Genomic DNA, 25999 nt, shown 5'->3' with positions numbered 1-25999 from the left:
CAGCGCTCGTCCCGTCTGTCAGGATATGATGTACGTACCTCAGAAGGTATACATGAGTTGATATCCGGGATCAATGCTCCGGCGACAGAGTTACACTGCGGACTGGCGCAGCCGCGACGCCATCGCGCGTGCAATCTCCGCAGGGGCTTCGTCAGGAATGGCGAAGACGGAGCTGACGTTGATCTCGCAGAGAACGTAGGTGTCGTTGCCTGAAGCGTCTGGTGGCCCGTAGAGGAAATCGGCGTCCCAGATGATCGGCAACGACGCCTCTTCGATCCCAAGCGTCGACATCATTTCCGGCGTCCACTCACTTTCCATCCTTGTCCTCAAGGTCTGGAAGGGTTCTGCTGATGCCGGATGCATGATCCGTGGACCGGGCTGAAGTAGTGCCCGACCAGATCCCGACGGTGGCGCCACCAGTGCCTTGACCAACTGTTGTCCGAAGCCCACGACCCTGCTTCCAGACATGTAGCAGCGGATCATGCCCTCGGTCAGGCGGGACTGAAACGGCTGATCGACGATGCAGCCATCCTCGGTGAAGTAGCTCTCGCAGCGGCAAATGAAGTCGGACAGGTCGATGGCTTCAGGAACGCTGCCTGATTTCGCTTCCAGCACACTGATCGAGGTCGCACCGCCGGCGGGCGCTCCAACGAGTTCGACCTTCCAGATACCTTGCCCGCCGTTGCCGCGGTTCTGCTTCAACACGCGCGGCCCGGCGGCCAGGAAGGTTGGAGCGAACGCTTGGCGGAAGTCCGCGGCGGTGCGATAGAGACGGGTGTCGACGCCCCAGCCGATATGCCTGGTCTCGTAGAGCACCTCCTTGACGCCCATCTTGAGGATCACGTCCGGGTGCGCACTTACAAATCGGCCGGCTTCCGCTACCTGTCGCAGAAGCGGATCGAGGATCTTTCTCGTCTTCATGGATGCAACTCGAACGACAGGCAACCGGCGAAGACGCCGGGCGTGCCGACGATCCGATTCAGCTTGTTAGGTGTGATTTCAAGAAATGACGGCATTGCGCGTCCTCCGTTGGTGCGGTTCAAGGACGCGATCCTTCGGCCGTAGCCTCGTGGGGCGATCGCTGCCCCATGATCCGAAATTCTCAAAGCAGGATCGCCCTGTCAAGCGGCTTCAGTTTTCAATCCGCTGCTCGGAGACGACGCTCGCCACAACCTCGTCGGCGCCGTTCGGATAGATTGGAAGGTCGAGCGTTAGCGCTTCCTTCACGCCCTCGCGCTCGATCGCAAAGAACTTCCGCACCCGCCCTTGTCCCTTCTGCTCTCCAGAAGGCCGCGCGGCTCCCGTCGACGCGAAGCTGCTTTCGAATGCGGCCGCGTCGGTCCCTGCGAAGGCCATGGTGCAACTCTCGACGGTCTTTGGACCGACGGCCCCACGTGCGACCACCACCGCCTCGAACGGAGACGTGCCGTCCGAATTCACGAGCCAGCCTTGGAAGGTCGCTGGTTCCCCGAGAGGCTGAATGCCCATCGTCATGTCGTCCGCCAGATCCGGCCAGCCGCTTTCCTTCGCGAGTGCGACCGTCTGGTCGTAGCGCGGCCCTTGTTCGAGGCACCGCTCGGCGAACCGCTGGAACGGCGACGTCGTCTCCTCGCACTGGGCGACGCCTGCCAATGCCAGCAGCGCTGCCGTCGCGCCAATCATGGCCATTTTTGTTCGACGCATCATTGCCCTCATGTAAACGCCAGCCAATTCGCTATCTCGGCCGCAGCGACGGCAACCAGCACCAGCCCCGCGAAGCCACCCGTCGCGCGGGATACGGAACCCAACAGCCGCGGCCGCGTCCTCATCAGATAGGCGATGCGGTCGCGGAAAACCACCGTCAGGAGGGCGACCACCGAGAGCGTCAGCCCGACGCCCATCATCATGGTGAAGGCAAACAGCAGGCCGGTGACGACGACCTGATGGATCAGGGCGAAGGTCATCGGATCCCTCAAGCCAGGAATAAGGTCGGGCAAAGCCCGGCGTGACGTCCGACGTCCGGAACAGTTCCTCCATCTTGTCTTCGACGACGACATCCCGGTATCGGCGATCGCCGACGCCCAGGGCCGGCGCTTCGTCCGTCGTGAAGGTGTAGTCCTTTCGGGTGAGAAGCGGAACTGCCGACCCCTCAGGCGGGTTTGAAAGCAGGTCGCTCGGCTGGTTTTCACCCCGAAAACCGCTGTCTCCTGTTAAGCCGGGCGGCCGCCTCGGCTTGCAGGTCGACGGTCCTCTTGATCGATGTTGCAGATCCTTCAAGAAGGACGACAGCTCAGCTGCTTCACCGATGCTTGCAGCGCCCGCGCCCGGTTTGCAAATCGATCACGGCATCGAAGCTATTTCCAAGAATTCATGCCAATATTCTCTTTTCCGTTCAACGCGCTAACAGACTTCTGGCCCGTATTATTCCAGGTATCACATACCGCCTTGCCCGCGTCCCTTCCCCCCTTCCAGGTACGGCAGAACGTGTTGCCGGAAATGTGCCACACGCCGTCAATCGAGATTACATCTCCGGAATCGAGTTTAACCTGACCATGTGCGGTGCCGTCCTTGAGTAGAGAAAGCTCCCCACTATAGCCCTCTTTTGGCCCGCCCATCGCAATCACCTTGCCGTCTGAAAGCAGAGCCTGAAGCTCCTTTCCTATCATCGCGGTAGCAGCAATAGCTTGCGTTCCGAGAAACATTATAGATAGTACAGTCAGTATAGTTCTGTGCATTGGCCGATCCCGCCATCCCCGTCAAGCACAGTTTCTATCCGACAGACATGAACTACAAGTCATCTCTTGTAATTAGCTACCAATCGCTTTGCAGGAAAAGCGAAGTCGAACGATAGTTTGATAGTTTCCAGCAGATATCTGGGGAAAAGTTAATTCATGGATTATTGTTTTATTGAAAACTTTATGATTTGTGTGCGGAATAATTTTCGCAGCGCAATTAATTTGCCAGCCCAGAAAACACCCCCCTTTCCTGATCCCCGCCCCAGCGGGGTTTTTCTTCTCTGAACTCAGCAATCGTTGCGCAAGTACAGTTTAATCCAACCATTGGTGCGGAAGCCCACAGGAACCTTTTCGATCAATCGTTGTTTGGCCATCAGGATCGTACAGGTGGCCCCAATCCCGGGGCCGTCCGCCATCCCTTCCTTCCTGTACGATCCGTCCTTTCCAGCTTGCCCCGTTTCGGCGGGGCTCCTTTTTTGATCCGCAGCGAGCAAAGCGCGACCAGCCCATTCCGCCGAGAAATAAACCTGGGCGAGAGTTTGACGGGAAGACGCGCCGGTCAGGCCGGAGAATGCCTCCCGGCTTCTCAGGAAAACTTTCAGCGGGTTGGCGCGTTAATATCGCACGCTCAAACCGACGGGGACCGCTGATGACCAAAGGATATCGATTTGATCTGCTCGCCAAAGGCGGCTATGTCACGCGCGGCGTTGTCTTTCTCCTTGTGGCCGGGCTTGCTCTCCTCTCTGGCCTGGCCGGTGGCCGGCCGGAGACGAAATCCGCGCTTTCGGCACTGCTTGGGCAGCCGCTCGGTCGCGTTTGGGTCGGATTGATCGGGCTCGGCCTTCTCGGTTTTGTCGCCTGGAGGTTGGCGCAGTCTCTAGCCGATAGCGACGGCCATGGCGGCAACGCAAGAGGATTGGCGATCCGATCCGCACTCTTCGGCAGCGCCATCACCTATCTCGGGCTTGCTGGATATGCACTCGGCAAGGCTCTTTTCATGGGCGGCGGCAGCGGAAATTCCGGTGAAAAGGATCTGGCAGGATGGATCATGTCGCAGCCCTTCGGCTCCTACCTTGCGATCGCCGTCGGCGTTGGCTTCGTCATCGGCGGCTTCGTGACGGCCGCCAAGGGCATCACCAGGAAGTTCGAGCGCCACCTTCGGATACCTGATCAAAAGGGTATTGTGGCATTGGTATGCATCTACGGTCTTGTCGCCCGCGGCGTCGTGTTCGCGATTACCGGGGTCCTTTTCGCCTATGCGGGTTTCAGGGTGGATCCTGGACAAGCCGGCAGCATGGGCGACGCCTTGGAATGGCTCCGCCAGCTTCCGCTGGGATCCTTTCTGTACGTCGCCGTCGCCGTTGGATTGGCGGCTTTCGGAATTTATAATTTTGTTGAGGCAAGGTACCGCATCGTTCGGAGTCCTTCGCTAGCGGACGCTAAGCGTTCGATCTCGATGGCGGGTTCTTGACATCACTTTTCCTGTGCCAAGGTGCCGTTATGCGGAGGTCGAGCCGGCAGCTGGAACTTCAATGTCGATAAGCAGCCCGTCCTCCGACCAGGTTTTCTCGAGACGTCCTTGAAGCTGCTTTTCAACCATTGCGCCGACGATCACCGTACCAAAGCCCCGCTTGGTCAATTTGGGTGGAGTGGGGGCGCCCACCTCCTGCCAGCGGATGTTAAAGCCGGCCCCTGATGGTCCGGGCTTCCAACTGATCGAAAGCCTGCCTTGCGCAGTGGCAAGCGCACCGTGGTGGGCTGCGTTGACAGCGAGCTCATGCAGCACGAGCGCAAGGGGCTGGACGACCGGTGCCGGCATTTTGACATCCGGCCCGCTAAAAAAGGCGCGGGTGGCCGCGAATGGCGCCACCTGTTGGCGAATGAGTTCCTCAAGAGAAATGCTTGTCCATCTTCGTGCAGCAAGCAAGCTATGGGCACGGGCGAGCGCGTGAACGCGGTGTTGAATGGCGGCGGCGTAAAGCGCGGGGTCTTCGGCATTACTCAGGCGGACGATGCTGTCGACGATCGCCAAGACATTCTTGGATCGGTGGTCGACCTCCATGAGCAGGCGATGTTCGGAGGCCTCCAGTGCCTCGATCCGCCGGTATTCCGTCATGTCGATCTGAGATCCAAAAAAATACAGGATCCTTCCGTCATCCCCATGGACGGGACTGAGATGCAAGCGGTTCCAGAACTGCTCCCCGCTCTTCTTGTAATTGAGGATCTCTACGCTGATCTCACGCTCGCCGGCGATAGCGGCACGAATTTCGGCGACGGCGATCGGAGACGTCGCGGGGCCTTGCAGGAAACGACAGTTGTGGCCTAGCACTTCTTGGGCCTCGTAACCTGTCAGCTCGAGGAATGCCTTGTTTGCAAGCACGATCGGCTGATCGGCCTTACGCCCATCGGTAACGACCATCGGCATCCTGGTGCGTTCAAATGCGATCGCTGCCAATTCTTTCCGATCGGCAGAAGCTGCTTTTGAAGATGCGGAGGGCAAATCCCCGTGGAGTTTTTCTTTGGTATGGGCTGTCATGCTTCACGCTCACAAGGTCGTCGATTGATAACGTAGCGCGTGTATCTTTGTTTCCGAGACAGTTGCGTGGCTTAGGCGATCGCCGCTCCCGAGATTTGCCGGACAACGTGTCACGGCTGCGGCCTTTGCCAACGCCACGCCATCCGGTATAAATCAGGATGAGGCCTTTCAGCCTTGCAGGCCCTGAAAGGATCAGACGCACCACATGATCATGAAACTCTTTTCCAATTCCAGCCGCTCCCGGGAGCGCTTTCTCGAAGCGATCCTCCAAAGCGCGATCGAGTATGCGATCATCTCCACGGATCTCGATGGCCTAGTGACCACGTGGAATGAGGGCGCGCGCCGGATTCTCGGATGGAATGCGGATGAGATTGTCGGCCAGCCTGCGGCGGTCATTTTCACCGAGGAAGACAGGCAGGCCGGGATTCTCCAGCGGGAAATGACTGCCGCCTTGACCGAAGGTCATGGCAATGATGAGCGCTGGCACGTTCGCAAGGACGGCTCGTTGTTCTGGGCGTCCGGTCAGATGATGGCGTTGACGTCGGACGACGGCGAAGTCGAGGGCTTCGTAAAAATTCTGAGGGATCGCACTGAGCAGAGAGAGAATGAGGAGCGACAACGCGTTCTGATGCACGAACTCTCTCATCGTATGAAAAACACGCTGGCCGTCGTTCAGGCCATCACCAGCCAATCCTTCCGAAACGCCAGCTCTTTGGAGGATGCGGAGCATTCGATCACGGCACGCATCAATGCTTATTCAAAGGCGCACGACATTTTGCTTCAGCAGAACTGGCTGGGCACGAGCATGGCGACAATCGTCGAGGCGACCGCGATCAATCTCGGACTTGAGACGTCAGGACGTTTCAAGGCGAGCGGTCCTGCGGTTGAATTGGGTCCACAAGCGGCCCTTTGCTTCTCCCTGGTGCTGCACGAACTCGTCACCAACGCCAGCAAGTATGGTGCGCTGTCGGTAGATACAGGGACGATCGAAATCGAATGGTCCGTACGCGATGAGGCGGGCGACCAACGCCTGAACTTCACTTGGCAGGAGGTTGGAGGCCCGACGGTGGAAGCTCCGAGCAAGAAGGGGTTCGGCACACGCCTTGTCAGCTCCAGCCTGTCCGCCTTTGGAGAGGTCGCACTTGATTATGCGCCGACGGGGCTCATCCTAAGGCTGGATGCGCCGCTCCAGAAGCTGCAATATAAAAACTATTCCGACGCTGAGGAATAATTTGCTTACGAAGCTAGGCCGTAGGTGTGGCGAGGCACTCCGCTCGCACCGTAAGTTACTGTTATATACGTTGCCCTCCGTGCAAAAATGCCGCCATACTTGCGGTTTGTATAATAAATCTTTTCCTATGACGTAGTCTTCTGGACGCATCCGCGCACGGCGCGCCTGTGAAAAGGAAATTCTTTGTACGGAGAGAGGGTAAGCTTTGTATAAATTTCAGTAAAACTATCAACGGGAGGGGTGCACATCATGAAAGCCATTTGCAGGTCCGCCGTACTGGCGTTGATACTCCTTATAACAGGCAATTTCGGGGGCACAGGCATCGCCTCCGAGCAAATTCCTCCATCGCTCGTTACACCCGACAAGGTCGAGTCCCCGCTAGGCACGCTTGAGTTCAAGGACGGCGTACCGAGCAAGGCGACCGCCGAGAAACTCTACGAGAACCTCGACTTCACCTACGCCTACCGTGCGTTCATGGACAACTTGCGTGGCGTCAGCATTCACGCGTTGCGCCAGGGCATGATGAGCATCGGGATGAAGGAGAACGAGGTCGTCGTTTTCGAAGAGTTGATGGATGCCAAGTCGCTGTTCCTGACCGCGAACGCCGACACGATCTACGTCATGGGCTTCCTCGACCTTTCGAAAGGTCCGGTGGTGCTGGAGACGCCGCCCAAGTTTCTCGGCGCGGTGCAGGATGCCTGGTTCCGCTGGGTCATCGACCTCGGCGGGCCGGGGCCTGACCGCGGGGAAGGCGGCAAATATCTGCTTGTCGGGCCGGACTACACGGGACCGCTGCCGCAAGGCGGGTTCTTCGTCGCACACGCCCGCACCAATTCAATCGTGTGGTTCGGACGGTCGTTCCTTGAAAACAACGATCCCAAGCCTGCGGTCGAAGTGATCAAGAAGTTCACCAAGGTCTATCCTTTCGAAGTCGGAGGTGTCGGCACTCCCGTCGCCGACTTCCTGGCCGGGAAAGTCAAGCTCGGGAAGATCGCTCCGCCTCCGCCGACGGTGTTTCACAACGGAAGCGGCAAGGTCATGAACACCCTTCCGCCGAACGACTGGAGCTTCTACGAGATGCTCAACGAGGTCGTGCAGAACGAACCGGCCACCTCGCTCGACCCGGAGTTGATGGGCCCGATTGCAGCGATCGGCATCGTCAAGGGTAAGCCCTTCGCGCCGGACGAGCGCATGAAGAAGATCATGACCGAGGCGCTGGCGCTGGCGAACGCAACCTCGCGCACCCTCTTCATGAATTCGCGCGATCCGAGCTGGTTCTACTATCCCGACTCGTCCTGGATGAATTACTTGTTCCAGACCGGTTACGAGTTCGAGACGCCGATCCCTGAAATTACGCCCGAGGGCGTCAAGCCCCATCCAGCCACCGGCTATCGCACGATGGATGCGCGCACCAATTTCTTTTATGGCATCACGGGCATCACGCCCGGCATGGCTATGCGCCTGACCGGCATCGGGTCGCAGTATTTGTTTGCCTTCACGGATGCCGACAAGAATTACTTTGACGGCGCCAAGACCTACAAGGTGACGTTGCCGAAGGACATCCCGGAAGCGAACTTCTGGTCGTTTACGCTCTACGACAACATGACCCGCTCGATGCTCGACACGCCACAAGGCTATCCGCGCGCCGGCAGCCAGAGCTTCCCCTCGCCGGCAGCCGAGGCTGCGGCGGACGGCTCCACGACCGTCTACTTTGGCCCGACCCAGCCCGACGGCGTTGCGCGGGGCAACTGGATCCAGACCGACCCGAAGAAAGGCTGGTTTACGCTCCTGCGTCTCTACAGCCCGCTTGAGCCATTCTTCACCAAGGAGTGGCGTCCGAGCGAGATCGAGTTGGTCCAGTGATGGCCGCTGGCTGTTGAAGGGTGGCGCCTCTAACTCTGCACGGGAGTGTACGCACATGAATCCGACCAAACGCTTGGCTATGCTCGCCCTGTTCGTCGCATGGCTGGCGCTGCCGGTAACCGCAACTGTTGCCGGAGCACAGACTGTGGAGACGGGTCTTGTCGAACTGAAGGACTCCAAGATCGAGTACTTCAGCCGAGGAGAAGGTGAACCCATAGTCCTGTTGCCGGGCGGAACGCTAAAGGTGGGCTACCTGGATGGCCTGGCCGAGGCGCTTGCCAAGGCCGGCCATCGGGTGGTCTCGTTGGAGAGTCATCAGGGAGGCTCTGACTGGAGTTTGGCAACATGCTAAAACCTCCCTGACGTCCTTTTAACAAGGATCAGGAGAATCTAAGCCGGATCGTGCCTGGGGAAAGGCGGACTTAAGTCCGGCTGGCGACGTCGGGGCCCGCTGCTCATATTAGCTTCGAGGTGATGTGAAGGTCCGTGGAGGGGCGGCACAGGAGGAGAATATGAAATTCGGCCCCGATAACTACAATCACGAAGAGCGCTGCTCGCAAGGCCATAGTTCGGCGTCTACCATCGCCACAATTGAAGCAGCCCTTTCCGCCGATCCGGACATCGACAGCAGTGCCATCGAGATCAGGATGCTCGGCCCTGTCGTCCTGCTCGAAGGCTTTATAACCAAGGCTGTGGACCGCGACAAAGCCATCTCGCTTGCTGCGATGATCGTCGGCTGGGAGAACGTCCAGGACCGGATGCTCAGCCGCTTTCCCACGCAGTAGACAGCTGAATCCTACGGCTAGGACCAAGGTCGGAGCGGCCCCGGCCTGAAGTCCGACGTCTGGAACACTTCCTCGATCTTGCGGTTTGTCTCCTCAGCGGAACCAACCGCATCCAAGGAGGAAAACAGATGAATATCAAAGTAGTAGGAATTGCCGCGGGCATCCTGTTGGCATCGACTTCTGCCTTTGCGCAGTCGTCAACGGTGACGGGTGCCGCAGGCGGTGCTGCAACGGGCGCGATTGTCGGCGGCCCGGTCGGTGCTGCTGTCGGCGGCATCGTCGGCGGCGTGGCAGGTAGCGTCATCGATCCGCCGCCGCCGAAGGTGGTGACCTATGTTCAGCAGGCTCCGGCCCCGACCACGCGCGTCGTGGTGAAGGAGAAGGTCGTCGTCGGGCAGCCCCTGCCGGAGACCGTGGTCGTCACGCCAATTCCCGATGATCCGAAATATGCATACGCGATCGTCAACGATCAGCGTGTGATCGTCGAACCTTCCTCCCGGAAGGTCATCCAGGTCATCCAATAACCGACGGGCGGCTCCAGCCGCCCCTTTCCCACAGTGTCCAACCTCGTAGTAGGCATGGTTCCGGCGGCGCCTTGCGCGCCGCCGGAATCCCGGGAGCAATCAGCCGGGCTAACCCGAAAACGTGATGAAGGCGGCCGGTTTGCGAAGCCGCCTCCTGTTTGGTCAGGCCGTCCGCCTGACCATTCTCGCAACAGCGATGAGGATACAGGCTCCGATGAAGCCCGCGATCAGATAACCCAGCCATCCGCCAAGGGCGACGCCGAAGAGCGACAGGATAAAGTTGGCGACGATGGCGCCGACAATACCGAGAATGATGTTCATCAGCACGCCCATGTTGCTCTTCATGAGCAATTCGGCGAGCCAGCCGGCAATGCCGCCGATGATGATGGCGGCGATCCAGCCGATACCTGCACTTTCCATAGCAATTCCCCCTTGTGAATGATGAGCGGCCGGCGCGGGCAATCACGTCTCGCAGATCCGGGCTAAACCGATTGCCGAGCGACAAGACTGTAATCTTCGCCGCGCCAGTTGGTTCCATAAGCCCGCGCCCCAAAGCGCTCGCGTGCCCCTCCCCGATCGGCTTCAGATCACCTGTCGGCCGCGGGCCAGTCGTTCGCCGGCTCCTCTATCACCGCAACATCGTCCTCCGCAGGATCGGGATCGCGCTCAAGGGCTGCGCGCAGATTGCCGATCTCCTTGATGATCGTATCGAAGACGTCCTGCTGCCTGGCCCCGGCCACAACGCAGTCGTCGACGAGATGCTCCAGCTTCGCGCGAAGCCCGGCCTTCCAATTATTTTTGCTCATGACCTTTTCCTCCTCTGATCGATCCACACGGAGCATGGTCGCTCGCCTGTTCCACCGCCTATGATGGGCGGGCGGCGGTTTGCGCGCTCAAAAGACAGTGATCGATGTGTGGCCCTGGTTGACGGTTCGATCCTCGCCAATCCTGTTGTCCGGGATGAGATCGCGGCGAACGGGTAAGGTGCTCGCCTGGCATTTCGTTGCCCGCACCGAGAAATCGGAAAAACCGGTGCGTTCACCATCTCCGTCACGTCCGATTGGCACGCCGCGACCTCGGCGGATTAACCGATAGCCGCTGCAACGGTTCCGCGCTGTCTGGACTCTTTGCGTCCGTGATCGCCACCCGCTTCGAAAAGCACAGCGAAACTACCTTGCTCTCGTCGAACTCGCTTCGGCCAGAAATCCGGTTGCGGCTCGACGAGTCGGTGAGCTAGAAAGCCCTTCGGACGCTCGCAGAGGCGTTCAGACAGGAGTCCGACCATGATCAAGATGAGCGTCTATTATCCGGCCGATGGCGGCTCGAGGTTCGATCACGACTACTACCGCACCCGCCACATGCCACTGATCCAGGAACGGCTCGGCGATGCCTGCCTGCGCTACGAGATCGAAAAGGGCCTTGCGGGTCGCGAACCTGGAAGCGCGCCGAAGTTCGTCGCGGCGTGCCACGTCTACTCGCCGACCCTGGAGACATTCCAGGAGGCGTTCGGTCCCCACCGCGCGGAGATCGTCGCGGACGTCGCCAACTATACGGATATCGCGCCCATCGTGCAGATCAGCGAAATCGTTGGAGGCTAGGGGCTTCGGCGCGTCAGGCGTTTCACGACAAGCTATAGGCTGTCCGTGTCTTCCCGAACCTTTAGAATACGGTCGATCAGACCCCATTCCAATGCTTCTTCCGCCGTCATGAAACGGTCGCGATCCATCCCGCGCTCGAAGTCTTCATAGGAGCGTCCGCAATGCTCCGCGTAGAGCCGCGTCATGCGCTGCTTGGTCTTCAGAATTTCTTCGGCATGAATCAGCATGTCGGAAGCCTGGCCTTGGAAGCCGCCGGATGGCTGGTGAATGAGGATACTGGAATTGGGCAAGGCAGCTCTTCCGCCGGCCTCGCCTGCCATCAGCAGGAACGATCCCATGGAACGGGCTGTCCCCATGCAAAGCGTATGAACTGGCGCGCGGATAAAGCGCATGGTGTCGTACATGGCGAAGCCGCTGGTCACGACGCCGCCCGGAGAATTGATGTAAAGATTGATCGGCTTATTTGGATTCTCGGCCTCGAGGAACAGTAACTGCGCGCAGACCAGAGCGGAAACGGTATCGTTCACCTCGCCGTTGAGGAAGATGATGCGTTCGCGCAGAAGGCGGGAGTAAATGTCAAAAGACCGCTCCCCTCTGCTGGATTGTTCTACGACCATAGGGACGAGTTGCATCGCTTCGCGCATCGGCGAACTCCAATCTTCCAGAATTTAAAGGGGAGAGCTTGCCGCGTCAGGCGGCGAGCATGAGGGCCGGACTGTTGCTGTTCGCGGCCGTTTCCGCCATCCGCTCAAGTCTCGCGTCGGTGAGCTCGTGGATAATGCGCAGGCGGGTGCCGCCGGTCGCGTTCGGGACGATCGTGAACGTCACCGTGCTTTCAAGGAAAGGTGGGGCATCGTCGCGCAGGCTATAACGGACTACCTCGCCAGGTGTGATCGTGGCCGGGGTGGGATCGGCCAGAGCGTCTTTCGGCAACCAGTTTTCTCGAAATTCCGGAATGCTGATTGCACGCCAGACCTTTTGCGGCGGTTCATCCAGATCGAATTCCAGTTCGATGCCGTCTTTCTGCTCCTTGGCCTTTCCATCGTTCATTGGTCCATATCCTTCAGCAAGACCTTGAGAGCTTCGATGCGGGCAGGCCAGTAGGCGCGATATTTCGCCAACCATTGTGCGATGAGAGCCAGCCCGTCCGGATCGACTTCGTAATTCACGAAACGCCCCTGCCGTTCTTCCCTCACGAGCTTAGCGCTCCGCAAGACCGAGAGGTGTTGCGACATTGCCGGCTGGCTGATCTCCATGCCCTCACGCAGGGCACTGGCGTTCATGCCGCCTGCCGCCAGCTTCTCGAAGATCGCGCGGCGGGTCGGGTCAGCCAAGGCTCGGAAAATATCATTCTCGATCATGCATACACATAAGCACATACTTATGCGATTCGCAAGTCCGGAAAGCTCTGTCGCAAAAGTTGGAGTTTCGCGGCGGATTTTTGCGACGCACGTTACCGCGGTGAACGTCTCTTCGCTCGACTTGGCTTTTGACAAATCACAAACGCTCCGCCAGCAGACCGGCCGCCAAGGCCTGAAAAGCCTCGACCGCCTTTGGCATCACGCTTTGCGGATCTTCGCTGGCGGCGATCCAGAGGGCGGCATTGAGAGCCGCGCCGCTCAGCAACCGGGCCGCCGCCTCCGCGTCGAGCGGCTTGAGGATGCCTTGGGCGATCAGGCGCTCAACCGTGCTCTTGGTCACCTGCAGGCAATTGTTCTGGCTCGGCCACTGCGAGGGATCGCCCAGCACCGCAGGTCCGTCGAGCAGGACGATGCGCTGGACTTCCGGATTGAGCGCCATCTCGATATAAGCAGCACCCTCGGCAAGCAGGCCCTGCCAATCATTGCCTGCGCGCGCCCCGATCTCTTGCGCGCGCACCGCCATTTCCGTGTCGATCTGATCGACAACCGCCGCCAGGAGCCCGCGCTTGTCTCCGAAGTTGTGATAGAGTGCGCCCCTTGTCAGGCCGACGTCGGCGGTCAATTCGTCCATCGATGCTGCCAAATAGCCCTTTTCCGCAAAGCTCTTGCGCGCCGCCGCGATCAGCTTGGCGCGGTTTTCCTGCATCGTTTCGCTGCGTTTCCTTGCCATCCGATTCCTCAATTTCATATACGAAGCGTATATGGACTTGACATACGATGCGTATCTCATACATTTCACATACGATCCGTATACCAAATGGGGCGCGAGATGTGAAGCGATACGTCGCGCTCAACGGTCGTTGTCAACAATGAAGAGAGATCAGAATGACCCAACGCGAAGCAATCTTTCCGGCCGATCGGCACGCTCTTTACGAGAAGCACGGCTATTCCGCCGCGATCCGATCCGGTGACCTGCTGTTTGTGTCCGGACAGGTCGGCAGCCGTTCGGACGGGACTGCCGAACCCGATTTCGAAAGCCAGGTGCGGCTCGCCTTTGAAAACCTGAAGGCGACGCTGAGTGCCGCCGGCGCAACGCTGGATGACATCGTCGACGTCACCAGCTTCCACACCGACCCCGAAAACCAGTTCGGCACGATCATGGCCGTCAAGCAGGAGATGTTCAGCAAGCCGCCCTACCCGAACTGGACGGCCATCGGCGTCAACTGGCTGGCCGGCTTCGACTTCGAGATCAAGGTGATCGCCCGTATTCCGTGAAGTCACTGACATTGCCGGGGCTGCATCCGTCACCGCACGACGTGCCGTCAGGAGAGCGGCCCCGCGCTGTCACCCCTGGGACATTTGACAGCAGCACAACTTTAGGAGTTAGAGGATGAGCCTCACACCGAGGGGCTTCCTTGAAGCGCGCCCGTGGATCGTCGGTTACCCCACACCGTTACTGTCTGCTTACATTGCCCCGGCGCCGCAGAAAATGACCCCGCAGCGCGCCGTGTTGCCATATATTTAGAAAAATCAATTGCATAATCTCTGGGAACAAAGAACTCGCTTGCGTGTTTTCAGCGCATGGATCGTCATCTGATCCGCAAAATGAGAGGAAACACATATGAAGAAGATCGTCTTTGCGGCGACCATTCTCTGCGCGTCCGCCGTTGCAGCCCTTGCCCAGACAACGCCGGCTCCATCTGCGGATGGAAATACACCTGCGGTTGCAACTCCGGACACCAAAAATCCGACTGCGCCGGTTGAAGGCGCCAACAGTTTTACCGAAGCCCAGGCGAAGGATCGCATTACGGAAGCGGGTTACACCGACGTCAAGGATCTCAAGCTCGATGACAAGGGGATCTGGATGGCCGCCGGCATGAAGGACGGGAAAGCCGTCTCCATTGCTCTCGATTATCAAGGCAACATCGTCGCCAAGTAACCCCCAAGGAGAAGCAGGATGAGAACTGTAACCGGACTTTTCGACGACTATTCGGACGCTCGCTCCGCCGTCAGCAAATTGGAAGCTGCAGGCATTCCCTCGAACGACATCAGCATCGTCTCCAACAAGGCTGGCCGCGGTGATGGCGACTCTGACGTTGCCGAGGACGCTGCGACCGGCGCCGGCATCGGCGCTGCCGTGGGTGGCGCCGGCGGCCTGCTGACCGGATTGGGCCTGATGGCCATTCCCGGTGTCGGACCGGTGGTTGCCGCAGGCTGGCTTGCCGCAACTGCGGCCGGGGCTGTTGCCGGCGCCGTCGCGGGCGGTGCCGCTGGTGGCCTGATCGGCGCCCTCACCGACTCCGGCGTCCCGGAAGACGATGCTCACCTCTATGCCGAAGGTGTCCGCCGTGGCGGCAGCCTGGTCACCGCCAAGGTCGACGACGCCCGCGCCTCCGAGGCGCAGGCTATTCTCCAGGGTTCAAACTGGGTCGACCCGGTCGAACGTCGGCGCGCCTATAACGAGCAGGGATGGACCCGCTTCGACGACACGCTCGATCCATATGCGCCTGAGCAGATCGCGCAAGAGCGCGACCGGTATCGACGGACGATCTAACCGGCCTTGATTTCAACCCTCCTTGCACGTAGCAAGGAGGGTTGAAGCGTTGATCTCACGCAGAGCAGCGGGATACCAATCCGCTCAGTTTCCGGTGGCCAATCGTCACTCGTCGCACCTGGCTCAGGTGGTCTTGAGCGTGCCGTTCATCCCTTCCGGATAAAAGCCGCCCTTGCTCACTCCGTCCTTGTCAGTGAGGTAGACGATCCGGAGCACCTCCTGCGGCGTTCTGGTGAATGCAATCGCATCGGGCGTCGAGGGAACGATGTTGGCTTTTCCGTCCGCCTGAATCCCCTGGTCCTTATCGTCTGATCCGTCGATTTTGTCTCGAGCATCGGAGACGGCGTTGGCGGCCTTCCAGGCTTTCTCTCCCTTTCGGTATAGCGTAGATCGCGCCATTCCCATGTGATAGGCCTCGACCGCCAGGATGCCTGCGGCTGCGGCGAGGAAGTCCTTGTTTTTCAGAACTGTCGCCGCACCGGCATAGGCGGTGACGCCGACATCCTCGAACACCATCCCGCCGAGAACGAAGTTCGTCTCGTTGCCGAAGGGGTCGAAGTCCGGCCCGAGGCCCGCTGCTTCCGCGACGGCTTTGAAGCCCGCATCGAAATCGATGGCCGGCCTGTCAACCGCGTTCGTTCCAAGCGTCTTGCGGTAGAAGCGGACGTGCGCGAGTTCGTTCTCCGCGACTTCCTGCATAAATTCGCCGATGGCGGGCGTCTCGAACGAGACTTGCTTGCCACCAACGACGTCGCCGGGTTTCGAACCGGCATCGGCTGCGTCGATGCCCATTCCGGTGGTGCCGCGGAGGTAGTATTCAGCCTCCATATATTCGAGGTTGAGCGCAAAGCGGAAAATGTCCTCGTCCGATATGTCCTGTGCCAATACCGGCGAAGGCCGCGCAATTCCGCTGAGTGCCGCTCCGGCACCGAGTACGATAAGTCCCTGAAGCGACTGACGCCGGGATAGGTGAAGTGCACCCTGCATGGCGGTCTCCTATGTTTGTTGATTCAACACCGCTGTCAGCACCGCGGCACCGAATGCATTTGCCTGACGATTAGATGATCCGGGCCGCCAAAATATTCCCGTGTCCCGCTACAAAGGCCCTGCGAAAAGAGCCGGCGTAATCTCGGCGTGGACGGCGTCTAGTCTAGGGTGTGCTCAGTCGCCGCGTTCAACAGCTGCGTATCCTTTCGAACCAGGCGAATTGCCAGCCGATCGAGGACTGATTGCGTGAGGCGGTCACAACGAGCGCCAGCGAAGAGAAACGTATCCGTGAACACGGTGGCGAGCTGGTCCCGCAGCGCTTCGCGAAGCAGCCGGCGTGCGCGATAAAGACGGGTGCTCACTGTCTGAGGTCGCAATGCCAAAAGAAAAGCTGTTTCCTCAATGCTCATTTCCTCGACGTCCCGCATGACAAAGACGATGCGAAAGGGCTCTGGCAAGTCACCGACGGCGCGCTCCAGCAGTCCGCGGATTTCAGCGAGAGCGGCCGCCTCTTCGGGATCAGGCTTGTGTGCGCTGAACGGAGCGACCATGCCTTCGATGGCTTTCGCGTCTACGGTGGGTCGCCTTTTCCGGCGGCGTCCCAGCGCCTCGTTCAGCGCGATCCGGGTGAGCCAGGTCGACAGCCGCGCCTCCGCGCGGAATTCGGCCAGATGGGTGAAGGCGTGGATATAGGTCTCCTGAAGTACGTCCTCCGCCTCGGTGTCGTCATTTAAGACGGCGCGGGCGACCCGGTGAAGCCGCAGATTGTGACGCTTGATGATTAGCCAGAATGCGGCGGGGTCAAGATGTCGCGCGTGTTCAACCAGCCCCGCGTCGTCAAGGTCCTCGATCCTCACTGCCTCGGTGGATCCGCTCGGCTTCATCATGGGCGCTCCAGATGCATCAGCTTACTATGAGATAAGCGATTTGAAGAAGCACAATGGCGGTTCGCTACCAATACGAAGTGACCATCAAGGACGTGGCCACGACCCGACTGGAACCAACCAGACCAATCCCTGCCAAGGTGGAGACGTTGACGTTCGTATCGTGAAATCTCGCGATGAATCGCGGACAAGTCCGAGCTTTCGCATCACGCTTTGGGAGCGGAGGTTGTCACCACTGGTATATGAGACGATTTGGTCTAGCCCGACATCATGGATTGCGTGAGAGAGGGCTGCTCTGGCACTCTCGAAAGCGTAGCCATTCCCCCATGCCCCTCGTCGAAATCGCCAACCCACTTCGTAGTGGGAACCCAGAGGATGTTTTGGGTCCATCCGCGGCATCACCCCGCAATAGCCTAGGAAATTGCCTTTTACGTCTTCCGCAGCCCATCGCGCGACACCATGCTCGGCTTGAGCGGCGAGGTAGCGGGCAAATTTGAGATCGCTTTCGACATTGTCGATTGGGCCGCCGAGGTCCGCCATGACTTCTGGGTCGGCGTGCATCTCGGCAAATGGTGACCGGTGGTGGTCGGCGAAATGGCGCAATTTCAGGCGCGTCGTCTCAATCACTTTGGGTTCCCGCTTGATCCGTCGCACCTACTTTAAATGCCATTCGACCATAACAACGGCGGGTCTCTGGCGCAAAGCCGTCGCAATGCGCCAGGAGCCGGAACGCGCGCCCTCGGCCCGCCCTGGGCCGCGGCGATCACCTTCGGTGCTAGATACCTGAGACATTTCGATCGCTGACCCGCCGCAGGTGCAGGGGCACGTCTTCTATGTCGGCGAGCTTGCCATGCTTTTTGAGAAAGCGACTGAAATTCGCCGCGACGACCGACGCGGGAAGTTGCCGATTGGCTGCTTTCCGGCAGGCGTCCAGCATCACCTCATAGGTGATATCGCGTTTCTCCTGTGGCCATTCGTCGAGAAAATCAAAGACATCGTCAAGTCCGGCGATCTCCTGCACGAAGTACTTCCGTTGCGCGTAAATCGGGTGTTCAAAAGTATCGAGTGCCATCGTTTACCTCCTTTCATGGCGTGATTGCCGCTGATTTAGGCAACGGAATTCCGCTCTTCAAGATCGCGGTTTGGCTGAGATCGTCACCGGGATGGCTTGACGCCAGGACGTATATCCTCGTGCGAGATCACAGAGCGCGAGTGACGGACTGGGATCTTGGTGGAGGGCTGGTTAAAGCCTATAGCTTCAGGTTAGTCGCCGTGAAATATTCGTTATCATCGGCCCATCGCGTCGACTTGGCAGCCGCAATATTTAATATGAAGGGATTACGCGTCAGGCGTGTTACGGTCTCTTTGTCGGGCCGAGCCTTCTGGCCGGTTGGCATTGTTGCCGAGTATGACTTGCTCCGTGAGTCTTCGGCCCATGAGGGCCTCCCTATGCAAACGATCCCCATCGTGCATTTCGAAGCTGCGAGCACGCTTGCCGTGGTGGTATCATCCAACGAACCGCTGCTGTTCCTGTCCGACGACCTGAAGGTCATCGCGGCGAGCGCGTCTTTCTGCCGGGCCTTCGACATCGACCCAAAGACGGTTTGCGGCCAACGCCTCAGCGAAATTGGCAACGGCGAATGGGCGATGCCCAAGCTTGCATCACTGCTGATGGCCACCGCCTCGGGAAGCGCCATCATCGAGGCTTACGAAATCGACTTTCAACGCCCAAACCAGAAGACACGGCACCTGGTGGTCAATGCACGGACGCTCGATGACGGCGACATCGATCATATTCGCCTGCTTCTGGCCATCACCGACGTGACCGATGTGCGCGCCCAGGCTCGGCTGAAAGATGACCTCGTTCGTGATAATGCCATCCTGCTGCAGGAGGTCCAGCACAGGGTGGCAAACAGCCTCCAGATCATTGCCAGCGTTCTCATGCAGAGCGCCCGGCGGGTCCAGTCGGAGGAAGCGCGCGGTCATCTCCACAATGCCCATCACCGGGTCATGTCGATCGCGGCCCTGCAACGCCAACTCTCCATGTCCAACGGTGGCAAGGTTGAACTCCGTCACTATTTCACTCAGCTTTGCCAAAGCCTCGGCGCGTCGATGATCGCTGATCCAGACAGGCTTTCGATTCAGGTGACGGTCGACGATAGCGCGGTGGATGCGGATGTTTCCGTTCGCCTGGGGCTTGTCGTGACCGAGCTTGTGATCAACGCCCTCAAGCACGCCTTTCCCGATGAACGACCGGGCGCAATCGTCATCGACTATCACTCATCCGGCAAGGACTGGACTCTGTCGGTTACCGATAACGGTATCGGCATGCCTGCCGGTCGCGATGCACCAAAGTCGGGACTGGGAACTGGCATTGTGGAGGCGCTGACAAAGAGCCTGAATGCCGACATCGAGTTGAGCGATGCAGGTCCCGGCACCGCCGTCACAATCCGCCATCGGGAAAGCGCCGGTTTGCGAACCGACTTTTCTACGGCCGCGCAGGAACCGAATGGCTTGCGAAACGCTATCCCAGCGGAGCCCACGCGGCTCGCACCTCCAATCTGACCGAGTGAGCGATGAAATATGGCAAAGCGGTCGTCCTGGTCGTCGAAGACAGCACGATTATCCGGATGAGTGCCGTCGATCTGGTATTATCAGCGCGCTACGAAGCGCTTGAGGCCTGCGATGCGGACAAGGCAATCGGCATCCTTCAATCCCGAGAGGACGTCGATCTGGTTTTCACCGATGTCCAGATGCCCGGCACGATGGACGGCATCAAGCTCTCCCATTACATCAACGATCGGTGGCCGCCTGTGAGGTTGATTGTTGCGTCGGGCGCAGCAATCCTCGAAGAGAGCAATCTCCCCACCGGAAGCAGGTTCTTCTCGAAACCCTACGACAGCCACGCGATTGCTGATGCAATGGCTCATCTGCTGTCGATCCGGAATTAGACTGGCTGGGAAGTTACGTCGACAAGCTTCCACGATGATCATGACGTCGTCGACATCAATCGTCGACTTCGTGACAAATACGATCCGCATCGCAGGCCGGCCCCGTCCTTCGAGGCCCCTTCGGGGCACCTCAGGATGAGGCTGGAGAGAGGTCGCAGCCTGGTTCAACGGGAAGCGCAGCAGGCAAGACGCGCCGGTAGCCCGAGGCAAGCACCACGATCAGCCCTCATCCTGAGGTGCGCAGGCCAAAGGCCGGAGCCTCGAAGGACGAGGGCGGGTGGCGACACGGTTGCGTCTGAAGCCACTCCCCCCACCCATCACCTTACGAATCCGTAAGTTGTGGCCAAGCCGTCCTCTCGGCTAAATCTCGCCATCTACGCATGCCGGGAATGATCGGGCTGATGCGAATCCTGCTTATCGAGGACGATACCAAGACATCCGATTATATCGCCAAGGGTTTCTCCGAGGCCGGGCATGTCTGTGACGTGGTTGGTGACGGCCGCGATGGGCTGTTTCAGGCGCAGCGCGAGGCCTATGACGTCATCGTTGTCGATCGCATGCTGCCGGGCCTCGACGGCCTGGCGATCGTGCGTTCACTTAGGGCTGCCAAGGTCGGCACATCGGCGCTGTTCCTGACGTCGATCGGCGGCGTCGACGATCGGGTCGAGGGGCTGGAGGCGGGCGGCGACGATTATCTGGTCAAGCCCTTTGCCTTCTCCGAGCTGATGGCGCGCGTCAATGCGCTTGGCCGGCGGCCGCCGGTGCAGGAGCAGCGGACGGTGCTGAAGGTTGCCGATCTCGAGCTCGATCTGATCCGGCGGGAGGCCCGCCGCGCCGGCCAGGTGATCGAGCTGCAACCGCGCGAATTCACCCTGCTCGAGGTGCTGATGCGCGGCGAAGGCCGGGTCATCACCAAGACGATGCTGCTGGAGCGGGTCTGGGATTTCCACTTCGATCCGAAGACCAGCGTCGTCGAGACCCATATCAGCCGGCTGAGAGCCAAGGTCGACAAGCCGTTCCAGATCCAGCTTCTGCACACGGTCCGCAACACCGGATACAGCCTGCATGCGCCTCGAACAGGATGATTTCAGGCCCATCGGCCTGAAAATCTCAAATCCTGTTCGCAATTTAAAGAGTAAGAGCATGATGTCGTCCGAAAACCGCGCACACTTTTCGGCATCATGCCCGGAAAGAGTGAGAGCATGATGTCGTCCGAAAACCGCGCACACTTTTCGGCATCATGCTCGAGCCTGCGCAGGAGCACGCCGTTCCGGCTTGCCGTCACCTTCGGCGTGCTCTTCGTCGTCACCTTCATCCTGAGCGGCGCGATCATCTACCACATGCTGCGCCTCGGCCTTGAGCGGGATCTCGAACAGTCGCTGAACGAGATGAATTCGCTCATCGTCTCGACCTACAAGCCCGGTGACACCGAGGATCTGATCAACACGCTGAACAATTATGCAAGCTTCCAGTCGACCTCCGACGGGCTCTATTCGTTGACGGATGCAGGCGGGCGCAAGCTTGCCGGCAATTTCGCCGCACCCCGCATCCCCAACGGCGTCTATACCGTCACCTCCGGGGATGTCGGGCTGAAGGGGCATGAACGCTACCGGATGCAGGTCTCGACCATCGGCCCCTACAGCCTGGTGGTGGCGGAAAACTTCAACGATGTCGACGAGATGCTGCGGATCGTGCTGGTGAGCTTCGAATGGGCGGCCGCGATCGTCGTCGCGACCGCGATCGGCGGCGGCGTCTTTCTCGCCGTCCGCGCTCAGGCGCGGCTGGACAGGGTCGCCCACACCATGAACGACGTCTCCCTCGGCGCGCTCGACGCCCGCATTGCCATCACCGGCAACGGCGACGATCTCGATACGGTGGCGATCCAGATCAACGCGGCGCTGGAGCGGCTGCAGAGATTGGTCGAGAGCATGCGGCAGGTGAGCGCCGATATCGCCCATGATCTGAAGACGCCGCTCAACAGGCTTCGCCTGACGCTGGATGCCGCCGTGGCCGGAAACGACCAGCAGGCGGATGTTTCGGCGCTGCTTGACGAAGCGAGGAACGAGAGCGACCGGATCAACGCCACCTTCGAGGCGCTGCTGCGCATATCCCAGATCGAGGCCGGCGCCCGCAAGGAGCGTTTCCAGGCAACCGACATCGACGCCGTGTTTGCCGTCATTTCCGAGGTCTATGTCGATGTCGCCGAAGACGCGCTGATGGCGCTTGATATCGCGGAGCGCTGTCCCGCGCTCATTCGAGGCGACCGCGATCTGCTGACGCAGATGATCGCCAACCTGGTGGAGAACGCGATCAACCACTGCCCGCCCGGAATCGGCATCACCATCTCGCTCCGCTGCCGGGACGGCCGCGCCATCGTCTCGGTCGCCGACACCGGCCCCGGTATTCCCGCCGGCGAAAGGGAGAAGGTCTTCCGGCGTCTCTACCGGCTCGACAAGAGCCGCGCGACGCCCGGAAGCGGCCTCGGGCTCAGCCTCGTCAAGGCGATCGCCGACCTGCATTCGGCTGAGATCACCATGGCGGACAATCACCCCGGCCTCATCGTTTCGATCGCCTTCCCTCTCACTTCGGCAGTTGGTCCCAACCTCTCATCCGCCATGCCGCGAGCCGGCTGAAGCGGGCGGCAAAGCGGCGCAGCTCGGCCGCTGCGCGATACGGCAGCACGCTCCACGGCCGGCGGCGGCCCAGCCGATAGGTCGAAAGCCCTGCCTGGATCTGCGAACAGGGATCGGCCCTTTGGCTGACCGGCAGCGGATCGACGAAGCAAGCGCTCAGCCCATCATCGAACTCCAGATCGAAGGCGAGATCATAGGGCAGGCGCATGGGGACAAGCACACCGGCAATCCAGCCCGCCGCCTTGCGGTTGATCAGATAGGCGCCGGACCCCTTCTCGCGGGTGAGCGCGATGGCGAGCGAGCGCGATGCGGTCAGCGGCTCCACCTTGTGCTTTCGCCCGGTATTGACGGTCGACAGCCGCAGAATGTCCCAGCCCGCCTGGTGCTTAAGGGCGGCGTCGAGCAGCTCGGCCAGATCGTCATCGAAATCGAGATCGTCCTCCAGAATGAGCGCGAACTCGGCATGGCTGCCGAGGAACCGCTTGGCGCATTCGACGTGGCTGAGATAACAGCCGATCTCGAAAGGGTTCGGCCGGCGGCCGTGCTGGCGGAGATAGGATGCTTCGTCAAAGCCCGGATGCGGCAGGCTCAGCCCTGCCCCATCGACCGCCGCCACGCGCTCGAAGGCAAGGCCGAAGCGTGCCAGCAGGCGCTCCATTCGAAACCTGCGCAACGGCGCACGGTCGAGATTGATCAGGTAGGTGTTCACCCGCAGGCTGACCGGATGAAGGGCCGGCATAAGGGCGGCAGGTGCGGCGCGCATGTTCATGAAAGAGCTGACCTTCGACTTGGCAATGATGGCGCCAAGCCTGCGCTCCAAACCTCACGGGGACCTCGCTGGAACTATACATTTTCGTAAAGTGCGGCGGTCGAACGGCCGGGGCGGCATTCTTACGGATTGGTATGATCCCGGCAAAGTGCGCGTAACAATGTCGCGCTACCAGCTCTCCTGCGGCATGCAGTGGACGCCTCCCTTCCCGCGATCGAAACGACAACCCCGCGCCTTCGATGACGACAGCGACCCACTGCGTGCCGCGCCGGATGGGCCTTGGCACGGAGTCCTGGGGACCCGGCCAAGACGGCCCCAACCTCCGTCATTCCAGGCCTTGAGCCTGGAATCCATGCCCACGGCTGACGGAGGCGAGAGTGGATCCTCGGGTCAAGCCCGAGGAGGACGGAGCGGGGGTGAGCTTCGGAGCAAGGACAGCGACGCATCGCCGCCTGCCCCTCATCCGGCTGCCGCCGCCTTCTCCCCGTAAACGGGGCGAAGGGACATGCCGCAACGTCTCCGTTCCCACCTCGCTCTCGCGTGGCACGTCCCCTCTCCCGTCTTTTACAGAGCAGCATGAAATGGTCGTCGTTCGCCTGAAATCTCCGAACCTGCCTATTCCGGTCGACGCTGCCAAACCGCGTCGATGAATCAAAGTTGAAAAGCCTTGGGGGTCGATCTCATGGTCTCCCGCCACCGAGAAAGGCGGCCGGAGCAGGACGACACGCTTCACTCACACGACGCTTTGGGATATCGATTCCGCGTGCCTTTTGGTCCGAGACACCGAAGCAGCCGTCCCAATGAGGAGGGAAACATGCGCTTTCTCCATAGGTCGGCCGTTCCCATCGAGGAATTTATTCGAGCAAAGAAGTTCCATGTATTGAGATGTGATGTCGACGGGTTGACCAAACCCGTGGCCGTGCCTCCTTCCGAGGTCAGCGAATTGCTTGATAGGTCTCAGATGGCTTGGGGAGCCCGTGCGCCCTACTATCTCTTCGCTGGAATGGCTGAGGAACATGCGCCCCTTCCGCTCGAAGACGCAGTTCGCCAGATCGAACAAACTTCTGGCGATGAATTTCTTTTGGACATGTACGTCGACGGAGGGCTGATATCGGTGTCAGCAAGCGTGCTGGAGTTCCAACAAGGAGCCAGCGAAGCAAACTGGTGGCAGCATCCACGCCCGTTCAAAAGACGATGGCGCGATCTTCCTGGTGTGCGGCATCTCATTCATTTGAGGTCAACATTCAAGAGGTCATGATCGGGCAAGACCTGAACTGGAGAGATCGCCAAATTTTCGGTGGGGACCTTCGCGCCGGGCATCACCGATCCTTGCCTGATAACTATCATCATCGATCGTGTTCCGCCCAGTTGTGTCGGCATCGTTTTTCAAGAAAAGTTGCGACATGAGTGAACACATCAAGATCGACATTGCCGCCCTCCGCAAAATTGGGTGGAATCATTGGGACCCTATCGGCATTCGCCAGCTCGATGATTCAGCTTCGCGAACCAACGCAGGCGATGAATACGACACCTATCTCCTTCAGGCCGCCAACATGATCCTGCAGGGCGCGACATGCGAAACGGTTGCTGCCTATCTCGATGAGATCATGTCCGGTTCGATGGCGCTCGGACCTCCAAGCGAGGCCGTTCATCGCGCTTCCCTGCTTACGGCCGAAGCAATCTCGGCCTATTTGCAGGTCGATCGAGCAAGCTTCTGACACAAAGGCATCCTCGAACGGTCTTCGCAAAGGAGAAAAAACTTGGCCGAGAATGATTACGACGCGTTCGCGGCGGCTTATGATGCCGATAACGAGGTCAACGCCTGGAATGCCTATTACGAGCGGCCGGCCATTCTTGCGCTGGTTGGCGAGGCCGCTGGGCTTTCCGTGCTCGATGCGGGATGCGGCGGCGGGGCGCATGCGGCAGCGCTGCTTGAGCGCGGGGCTGTCGTGATTGGGATCGACGCAAGTGCCGGTATGCTCGACATCGCGCAACGTCGCCTGGAAGGGCGCGCGCGGCTGCTGTCGGCGGATCTCAATGAAGCATTGCCATTTGCGGACAAAGCTTTCGATCTGATCCTTGCCTCGCTGGTCATGCATTACCTGCCCGACTGGTCGAAGCCCCTTTCGGAATTCAACCGACTGCTGCCCGAAGGCGGTCGCCTGGTTTTCTCCACCCACCATCCCTTCATGGATCACGCCTCGACCGGCCGCGACAATTATTTCGAGACCTACAGCTTCGATGAGATCTGGCAGCGCGGCGGCAAGGATATCACCATGCGCTTCTGGCATCGGCCGCTGCACGCCATGTTCGACGCGCTGAAATCGGCCGGATTTCAGATCGACATCGTCAGCGAGCCCCAGCCCGATCCTCGCGCCCGCACGCTTTTTCCGCAGGCCTATCAGAGCCTGACGACCAAGCCGCGGTTTCTGTTCTTTTCAGTGGTAAAAGCTTGACGAGGGGTAGACATCGTTTTTCGCCTCCTGCGCGGTCGTGCTCCATTGCGACCACACACCACGCCGCGTCCGAGTAACGAGCGAGTTCCGGTCGTTTGCCAAAATTGCGCCGGCCAGACCCCCGAAAGAATGAAGAGCCGTCGGCGAAGACCT

The 25999-nt window shown here is 59.7% G+C and carries 34 protein-coding genes and 1 pseudogene; 17 read left to right on the top strand and 18 right to left on the bottom strand.

Going from position 1 to position 25999, the window contains the following annotated elements; translation table 11 throughout:
- Positions 1–90 precede the first annotated feature (90 nt).
- The 6 genes from RlegSU303_RS03985 to RlegSU303_RS34195 form a co-directional block, all read right to left on the bottom strand.
- Entirely contained in the window at positions 91–921 is an 831-nt protein-coding gene (locus RlegSU303_RS03985) for a Cj0069 family protein (RefSeq protein ID WP_231283477.1), read from the bottom strand.
- Entirely contained in the window at positions 918–1043 is a 126-nt protein-coding gene (locus RlegSU303_RS34200) for a hypothetical protein (protein WP_261337497.1), read from the bottom strand. The genes RlegSU303_RS03985 and RlegSU303_RS34200 overlap by 4 nt, the downstream gene beginning before the upstream one ends.
- An 88-nt stretch (positions 1044–1131) precedes the next feature.
- Positions 1132–1668, bottom strand: coding sequence for a hypothetical protein (locus tag RlegSU303_RS03980; protein WP_231283476.1), 537 nt, complete (start codon positions 1666–1668; stop codon positions 1132–1134).
- Positions 1669–1691: 23 nt separating this feature from the next.
- Positions 1692–1943: a hypothetical protein gene (locus RlegSU303_RS03975; RefSeq protein ID WP_315859781.1), complete on the bottom strand. Its 252-nt coding sequence runs from the start codon at positions 1941–1943 to the stop codon at positions 1692–1694.
- A gap of 390 nt (positions 1944–2333) precedes the next feature.
- Positions 2334–2714 carry a hypothetical protein gene (locus tag RlegSU303_RS03970; protein ID WP_131720300.1) on the bottom strand — a complete coding sequence of 127 codons (381 nt, stop codon included), beginning with the start codon at positions 2712–2714 and terminating at the stop codon, positions 2334–2336.
- A gap of 287 nt (positions 2715–3001) precedes the next feature.
- Complete coding sequence (locus tag RlegSU303_RS34195; protein WP_269207224.1) at positions 3002–3130, bottom strand: hypothetical protein; 129 nt, start codon at positions 3128–3130, stop codon at positions 3002–3004.
- Positions 3131–3363: 233 nt separating this feature from the next.
- Here RlegSU303_RS34195 and RlegSU303_RS03965 point away from each other — a divergent pair, with 233 nt between their 5' ends.
- Positions 3364–4185 (top strand): DUF1206 domain-containing protein, encoded by an 822-nt coding sequence (locus RlegSU303_RS03965; protein WP_131720301.1) that lies wholly within the window; start codon positions 3364–3366, stop codon positions 4183–4185.
- Between the two features lie 27 nt (positions 4186–4212).
- Here the strand turns inward: RlegSU303_RS03965 and lov are convergent, their stop codons facing one another.
- Positions 4213–5250, bottom strand: a complete 1038-nt coding sequence (gene lov / locus RlegSU303_RS03960) for a blue-light-activated histidine kinase (protein ID WP_131720302.1) — start codon at positions 5248–5250, stop codon at positions 4213–4215.
- A gap of 205 nt (positions 5251–5455) precedes the next feature.
- Between lov and RlegSU303_RS03955 the strand changes: the two genes are divergently transcribed.
- From RlegSU303_RS03955 to RlegSU303_RS03935, 5 genes are all read left to right on the top strand, one after another.
- Complete coding sequence (locus RlegSU303_RS03955; protein WP_131630290.1) at positions 5456–6481, top strand: sensor histidine kinase; 1026 nt, start codon at positions 5456–5458, stop codon at positions 6479–6481.
- A gap of 249 nt (positions 6482–6730) precedes the next feature.
- On the top strand, positions 6731–8344 hold the full coding sequence (locus tag RlegSU303_RS03950) for a DUF1254 domain-containing protein (protein ID WP_131720303.1): 1614 nt from the start codon (positions 6731–6733) through the stop codon (positions 8342–8344).
- Positions 8345–8399: 55 nt separating this feature from the next.
- Positions 8400–8696 carry a hypothetical protein gene (locus RlegSU303_RS03945; protein ID WP_131720304.1) on the top strand — a complete coding sequence of 99 codons (297 nt, stop codon included), beginning with the start codon at positions 8400–8402 and terminating at the stop codon, positions 8694–8696.
- Positions 8697–8856: 160 nt separating this feature from the next.
- Positions 8857–9129, top strand: a complete 273-nt coding sequence (locus tag RlegSU303_RS03940) for a BON domain-containing protein (RefSeq protein ID WP_017959395.1) — start codon at positions 8857–8859, stop codon at positions 9127–9129.
- A gap of 128 nt (positions 9130–9257) precedes the next feature.
- Positions 9258–9653, top strand: a complete 396-nt coding sequence (locus tag RlegSU303_RS03935) for a DUF1236 domain-containing protein (protein ID WP_094086514.1) — start codon at positions 9258–9260, stop codon at positions 9651–9653.
- Positions 9654–9815: 162 nt separating this feature from the next.
- Here the strand turns inward: RlegSU303_RS03935 and RlegSU303_RS03930 are convergent, their stop codons facing one another.
- Together RlegSU303_RS03930 and RlegSU303_RS03925 are read right to left on the bottom strand one after the other, a co-directional pair.
- Entirely contained in the window at positions 9816–10073 is a 258-nt protein-coding gene (locus RlegSU303_RS03930; protein WP_131645278.1) for a GlsB/YeaQ/YmgE family stress response membrane protein, read from the bottom strand.
- Between the two features lie 167 nt (positions 10074–10240).
- Positions 10241–10459, bottom strand: coding sequence for a hypothetical protein (locus RlegSU303_RS03925; protein WP_131623460.1), 219 nt, complete (start codon positions 10457–10459; stop codon positions 10241–10243).
- A 477-nt stretch (positions 10460–10936) separates the two neighbouring features.
- Between RlegSU303_RS03925 and RlegSU303_RS03920 the strand changes: the two genes are divergently transcribed.
- Positions 10937–11251: an EthD family reductase gene (locus tag RlegSU303_RS03920; protein WP_131623462.1), complete on the top strand. Its 315-nt coding sequence runs from the start codon at positions 10937–10939 to the stop codon at positions 11249–11251.
- A 32-nt stretch (positions 11252–11283) separates the two neighbouring features.
- On the opposite strand, the gene RlegSU303_RS03915 is transcribed toward RlegSU303_RS03920, so the two are convergent.
- The 4 genes from RlegSU303_RS03915 to RlegSU303_RS03900 all read right to left on the bottom strand — a co-directional run bounded on the left by RlegSU303_RS03915 (position 11284) and on the right by RlegSU303_RS03900 (position 13360).
- Complete coding sequence (locus RlegSU303_RS03915; RefSeq protein ID WP_131645280.1) at positions 11284–11895, bottom strand: ATP-dependent Clp protease proteolytic subunit; 612 nt, start codon at positions 11893–11895, stop codon at positions 11284–11286.
- Between the two features lie 46 nt (positions 11896–11941).
- Positions 11942–12301: an SRPBCC family protein gene (locus RlegSU303_RS03910; protein ID WP_131623466.1), complete on the bottom strand. Its 360-nt coding sequence runs from the start codon at positions 12299–12301 to the stop codon at positions 11942–11944.
- On the bottom strand, positions 12298–12612 hold the full coding sequence (locus RlegSU303_RS03905) for an ArsR/SmtB family transcription factor (protein WP_003557361.1): 315 nt from the start codon (positions 12610–12612) through the stop codon (positions 12298–12300). Before RlegSU303_RS03905 ends, RlegSU303_RS03910 begins: the two co-directional genes overlap by 4 nt.
- Positions 12613–12748: 136 nt before the next feature.
- A complete protein-coding gene (locus RlegSU303_RS03900; protein WP_131645282.1) occupies positions 12749–13360 on the bottom strand; it encodes a TetR/AcrR family transcriptional regulator in 612 nt (203 codons plus the stop codon).
- Between the two features lie 137 nt (positions 13361–13497).
- Between RlegSU303_RS03900 and RlegSU303_RS03895 the strand changes: the two genes are divergently transcribed.
- The 3 genes from RlegSU303_RS03895 (at position 13498) to RlegSU303_RS03885 (ending at position 15166) form a co-directional block, all read left to right on the top strand.
- Positions 13498–13887 (top strand): RidA family protein, encoded by a 390-nt coding sequence (locus tag RlegSU303_RS03895; RefSeq protein ID WP_131720305.1) that lies wholly within the window; start codon positions 13498–13500, stop codon positions 13885–13887.
- A gap of 346 nt (positions 13888–14233) precedes the next feature.
- Positions 14234–14551: a PepSY domain-containing protein gene (locus tag RlegSU303_RS03890; RefSeq protein WP_012756441.1), complete on the top strand. Its 318-nt coding sequence runs from the start codon at positions 14234–14236 to the stop codon at positions 14549–14551.
- A gap of 18 nt (positions 14552–14569) precedes the next feature.
- Positions 14570–15166 carry a hypothetical protein gene (locus tag RlegSU303_RS03885; protein WP_131720306.1) on the top strand — a complete coding sequence of 199 codons (597 nt, stop codon included), beginning with the start codon at positions 14570–14572 and terminating at the stop codon, positions 15164–15166.
- 123 nt (positions 15167–15289) lie between these two features.
- Here RlegSU303_RS03885 and RlegSU303_RS03880 read toward each other — a convergent pair whose 3' ends face one another.
- The 4 genes from RlegSU303_RS03880 to RlegSU303_RS03870 form a co-directional block, all read right to left on the bottom strand.
- Complete coding sequence (locus tag RlegSU303_RS03880) at positions 15290–16153, bottom strand: ferritin-like domain-containing protein (protein WP_131630302.1); 864 nt, start codon at positions 16151–16153, stop codon at positions 15290–15292.
- Positions 16154–16311: 158 nt separating this feature from the next.
- Positions 16312–17040: an RNA polymerase sigma factor gene (locus RlegSU303_RS03875; RefSeq protein ID WP_231283475.1), complete on the bottom strand. Its 729-nt coding sequence runs from the start codon at positions 17038–17040 to the stop codon at positions 16312–16314.
- 84 nt (positions 17041–17124) lie between these two features.
- Positions 17125–17598, bottom strand: a complete 474-nt coding sequence (locus RlegSU303_RS34475) for a GNAT family N-acetyltransferase (RefSeq protein WP_445944755.1) — start codon at positions 17596–17598, stop codon at positions 17125–17127.
- Positions 17599–17812: 214 nt separating this feature from the next.
- Entirely contained in the window at positions 17813–18109 is a 297-nt protein-coding gene (locus RlegSU303_RS03870; RefSeq protein WP_131623475.1) for a DUF982 domain-containing protein, read from the bottom strand.
- A 377-nt stretch (positions 18110–18486) separates the two neighbouring features.
- Between RlegSU303_RS03870 and RlegSU303_RS03865 the strand changes: the two genes are divergently transcribed.
- From RlegSU303_RS03865 to RlegSU303_RS03850, 4 genes and pseudogenes are all read left to right on the top strand, one after another.
- Positions 18487–19602 (top strand): sensor histidine kinase, encoded by a 1116-nt coding sequence (locus tag RlegSU303_RS03865; protein ID WP_131645284.1) that lies wholly within the window; start codon positions 18487–18489, stop codon positions 19600–19602.
- 11 nt (positions 19603–19613) lie between these two features.
- On the top strand, positions 19614–19988 hold the full coding sequence (locus tag RlegSU303_RS03860; protein WP_231283474.1) for a response regulator: 375 nt from the start codon (positions 19614–19616) through the stop codon (positions 19986–19988).
- Positions 19989–20389: 401 nt separating this feature from the next.
- Entirely contained in the window at positions 20390–21073 is a 684-nt protein-coding gene (locus RlegSU303_RS03855; protein WP_026265013.1) for a winged helix-turn-helix domain-containing protein, read from the top strand.
- A gap of 61 nt (positions 21074–21134) precedes the next feature.
- A pseudogene (locus tag RlegSU303_RS03850) lies at positions 21135–22621 on the top strand (ATP-binding protein).
- Here RlegSU303_RS03850 and RlegSU303_RS03845 read toward each other — a convergent pair.
- Complete coding sequence (locus RlegSU303_RS03845; RefSeq protein WP_131720319.1) at positions 22569–23390, bottom strand: glycosyltransferase family 25 protein; 822 nt, start codon at positions 23388–23390, stop codon at positions 22569–22571. The pseudogene RlegSU303_RS03850 and the gene RlegSU303_RS03845 sit on opposite strands and share 53 nt — an antisense overlap.
- Before the next feature lie 814 nt (positions 23391–24204).
- On the opposite strand from RlegSU303_RS03845, the gene RlegSU303_RS03840 reads away from it, so the two are divergent.
- The 3 genes from RlegSU303_RS03840 (at position 24205) to RlegSU303_RS03830 (ending at position 25846) form a co-directional block, all read left to right on the top strand.
- Entirely contained in the window at positions 24205–24648 is a 444-nt protein-coding gene (locus RlegSU303_RS03840; RefSeq protein ID WP_131720310.1) for a hypothetical protein, read from the top strand.
- Positions 24649–24793: 145 nt separating this feature from the next.
- Positions 24794–25108: a hypothetical protein gene (locus tag RlegSU303_RS03835; RefSeq protein ID WP_131720311.1), complete on the top strand. Its 315-nt coding sequence runs from the start codon at positions 24794–24796 to the stop codon at positions 25106–25108.
- A 42-nt stretch (positions 25109–25150) separates the two neighbouring features.
- A complete protein-coding gene (locus tag RlegSU303_RS03830; protein WP_131720312.1) occupies positions 25151–25846 on the top strand; it encodes a class I SAM-dependent methyltransferase in 696 nt (231 codons plus the stop codon).
- Positions 25847–25999 lie beyond the last annotated feature (153 nt).

The organism is Rhizobium sp. SU303 (assembly GCF_021052345.1).
Taxonomy (GTDB): Bacteria; Pseudomonadota; Alphaproteobacteria; order Rhizobiales; family Rhizobiaceae; genus Rhizobium; species Rhizobium laguerreae.
Note: the sequence above shows the minus strand (reverse complement) of the source record. Positions and strands in the feature narration are given on the sequence as shown.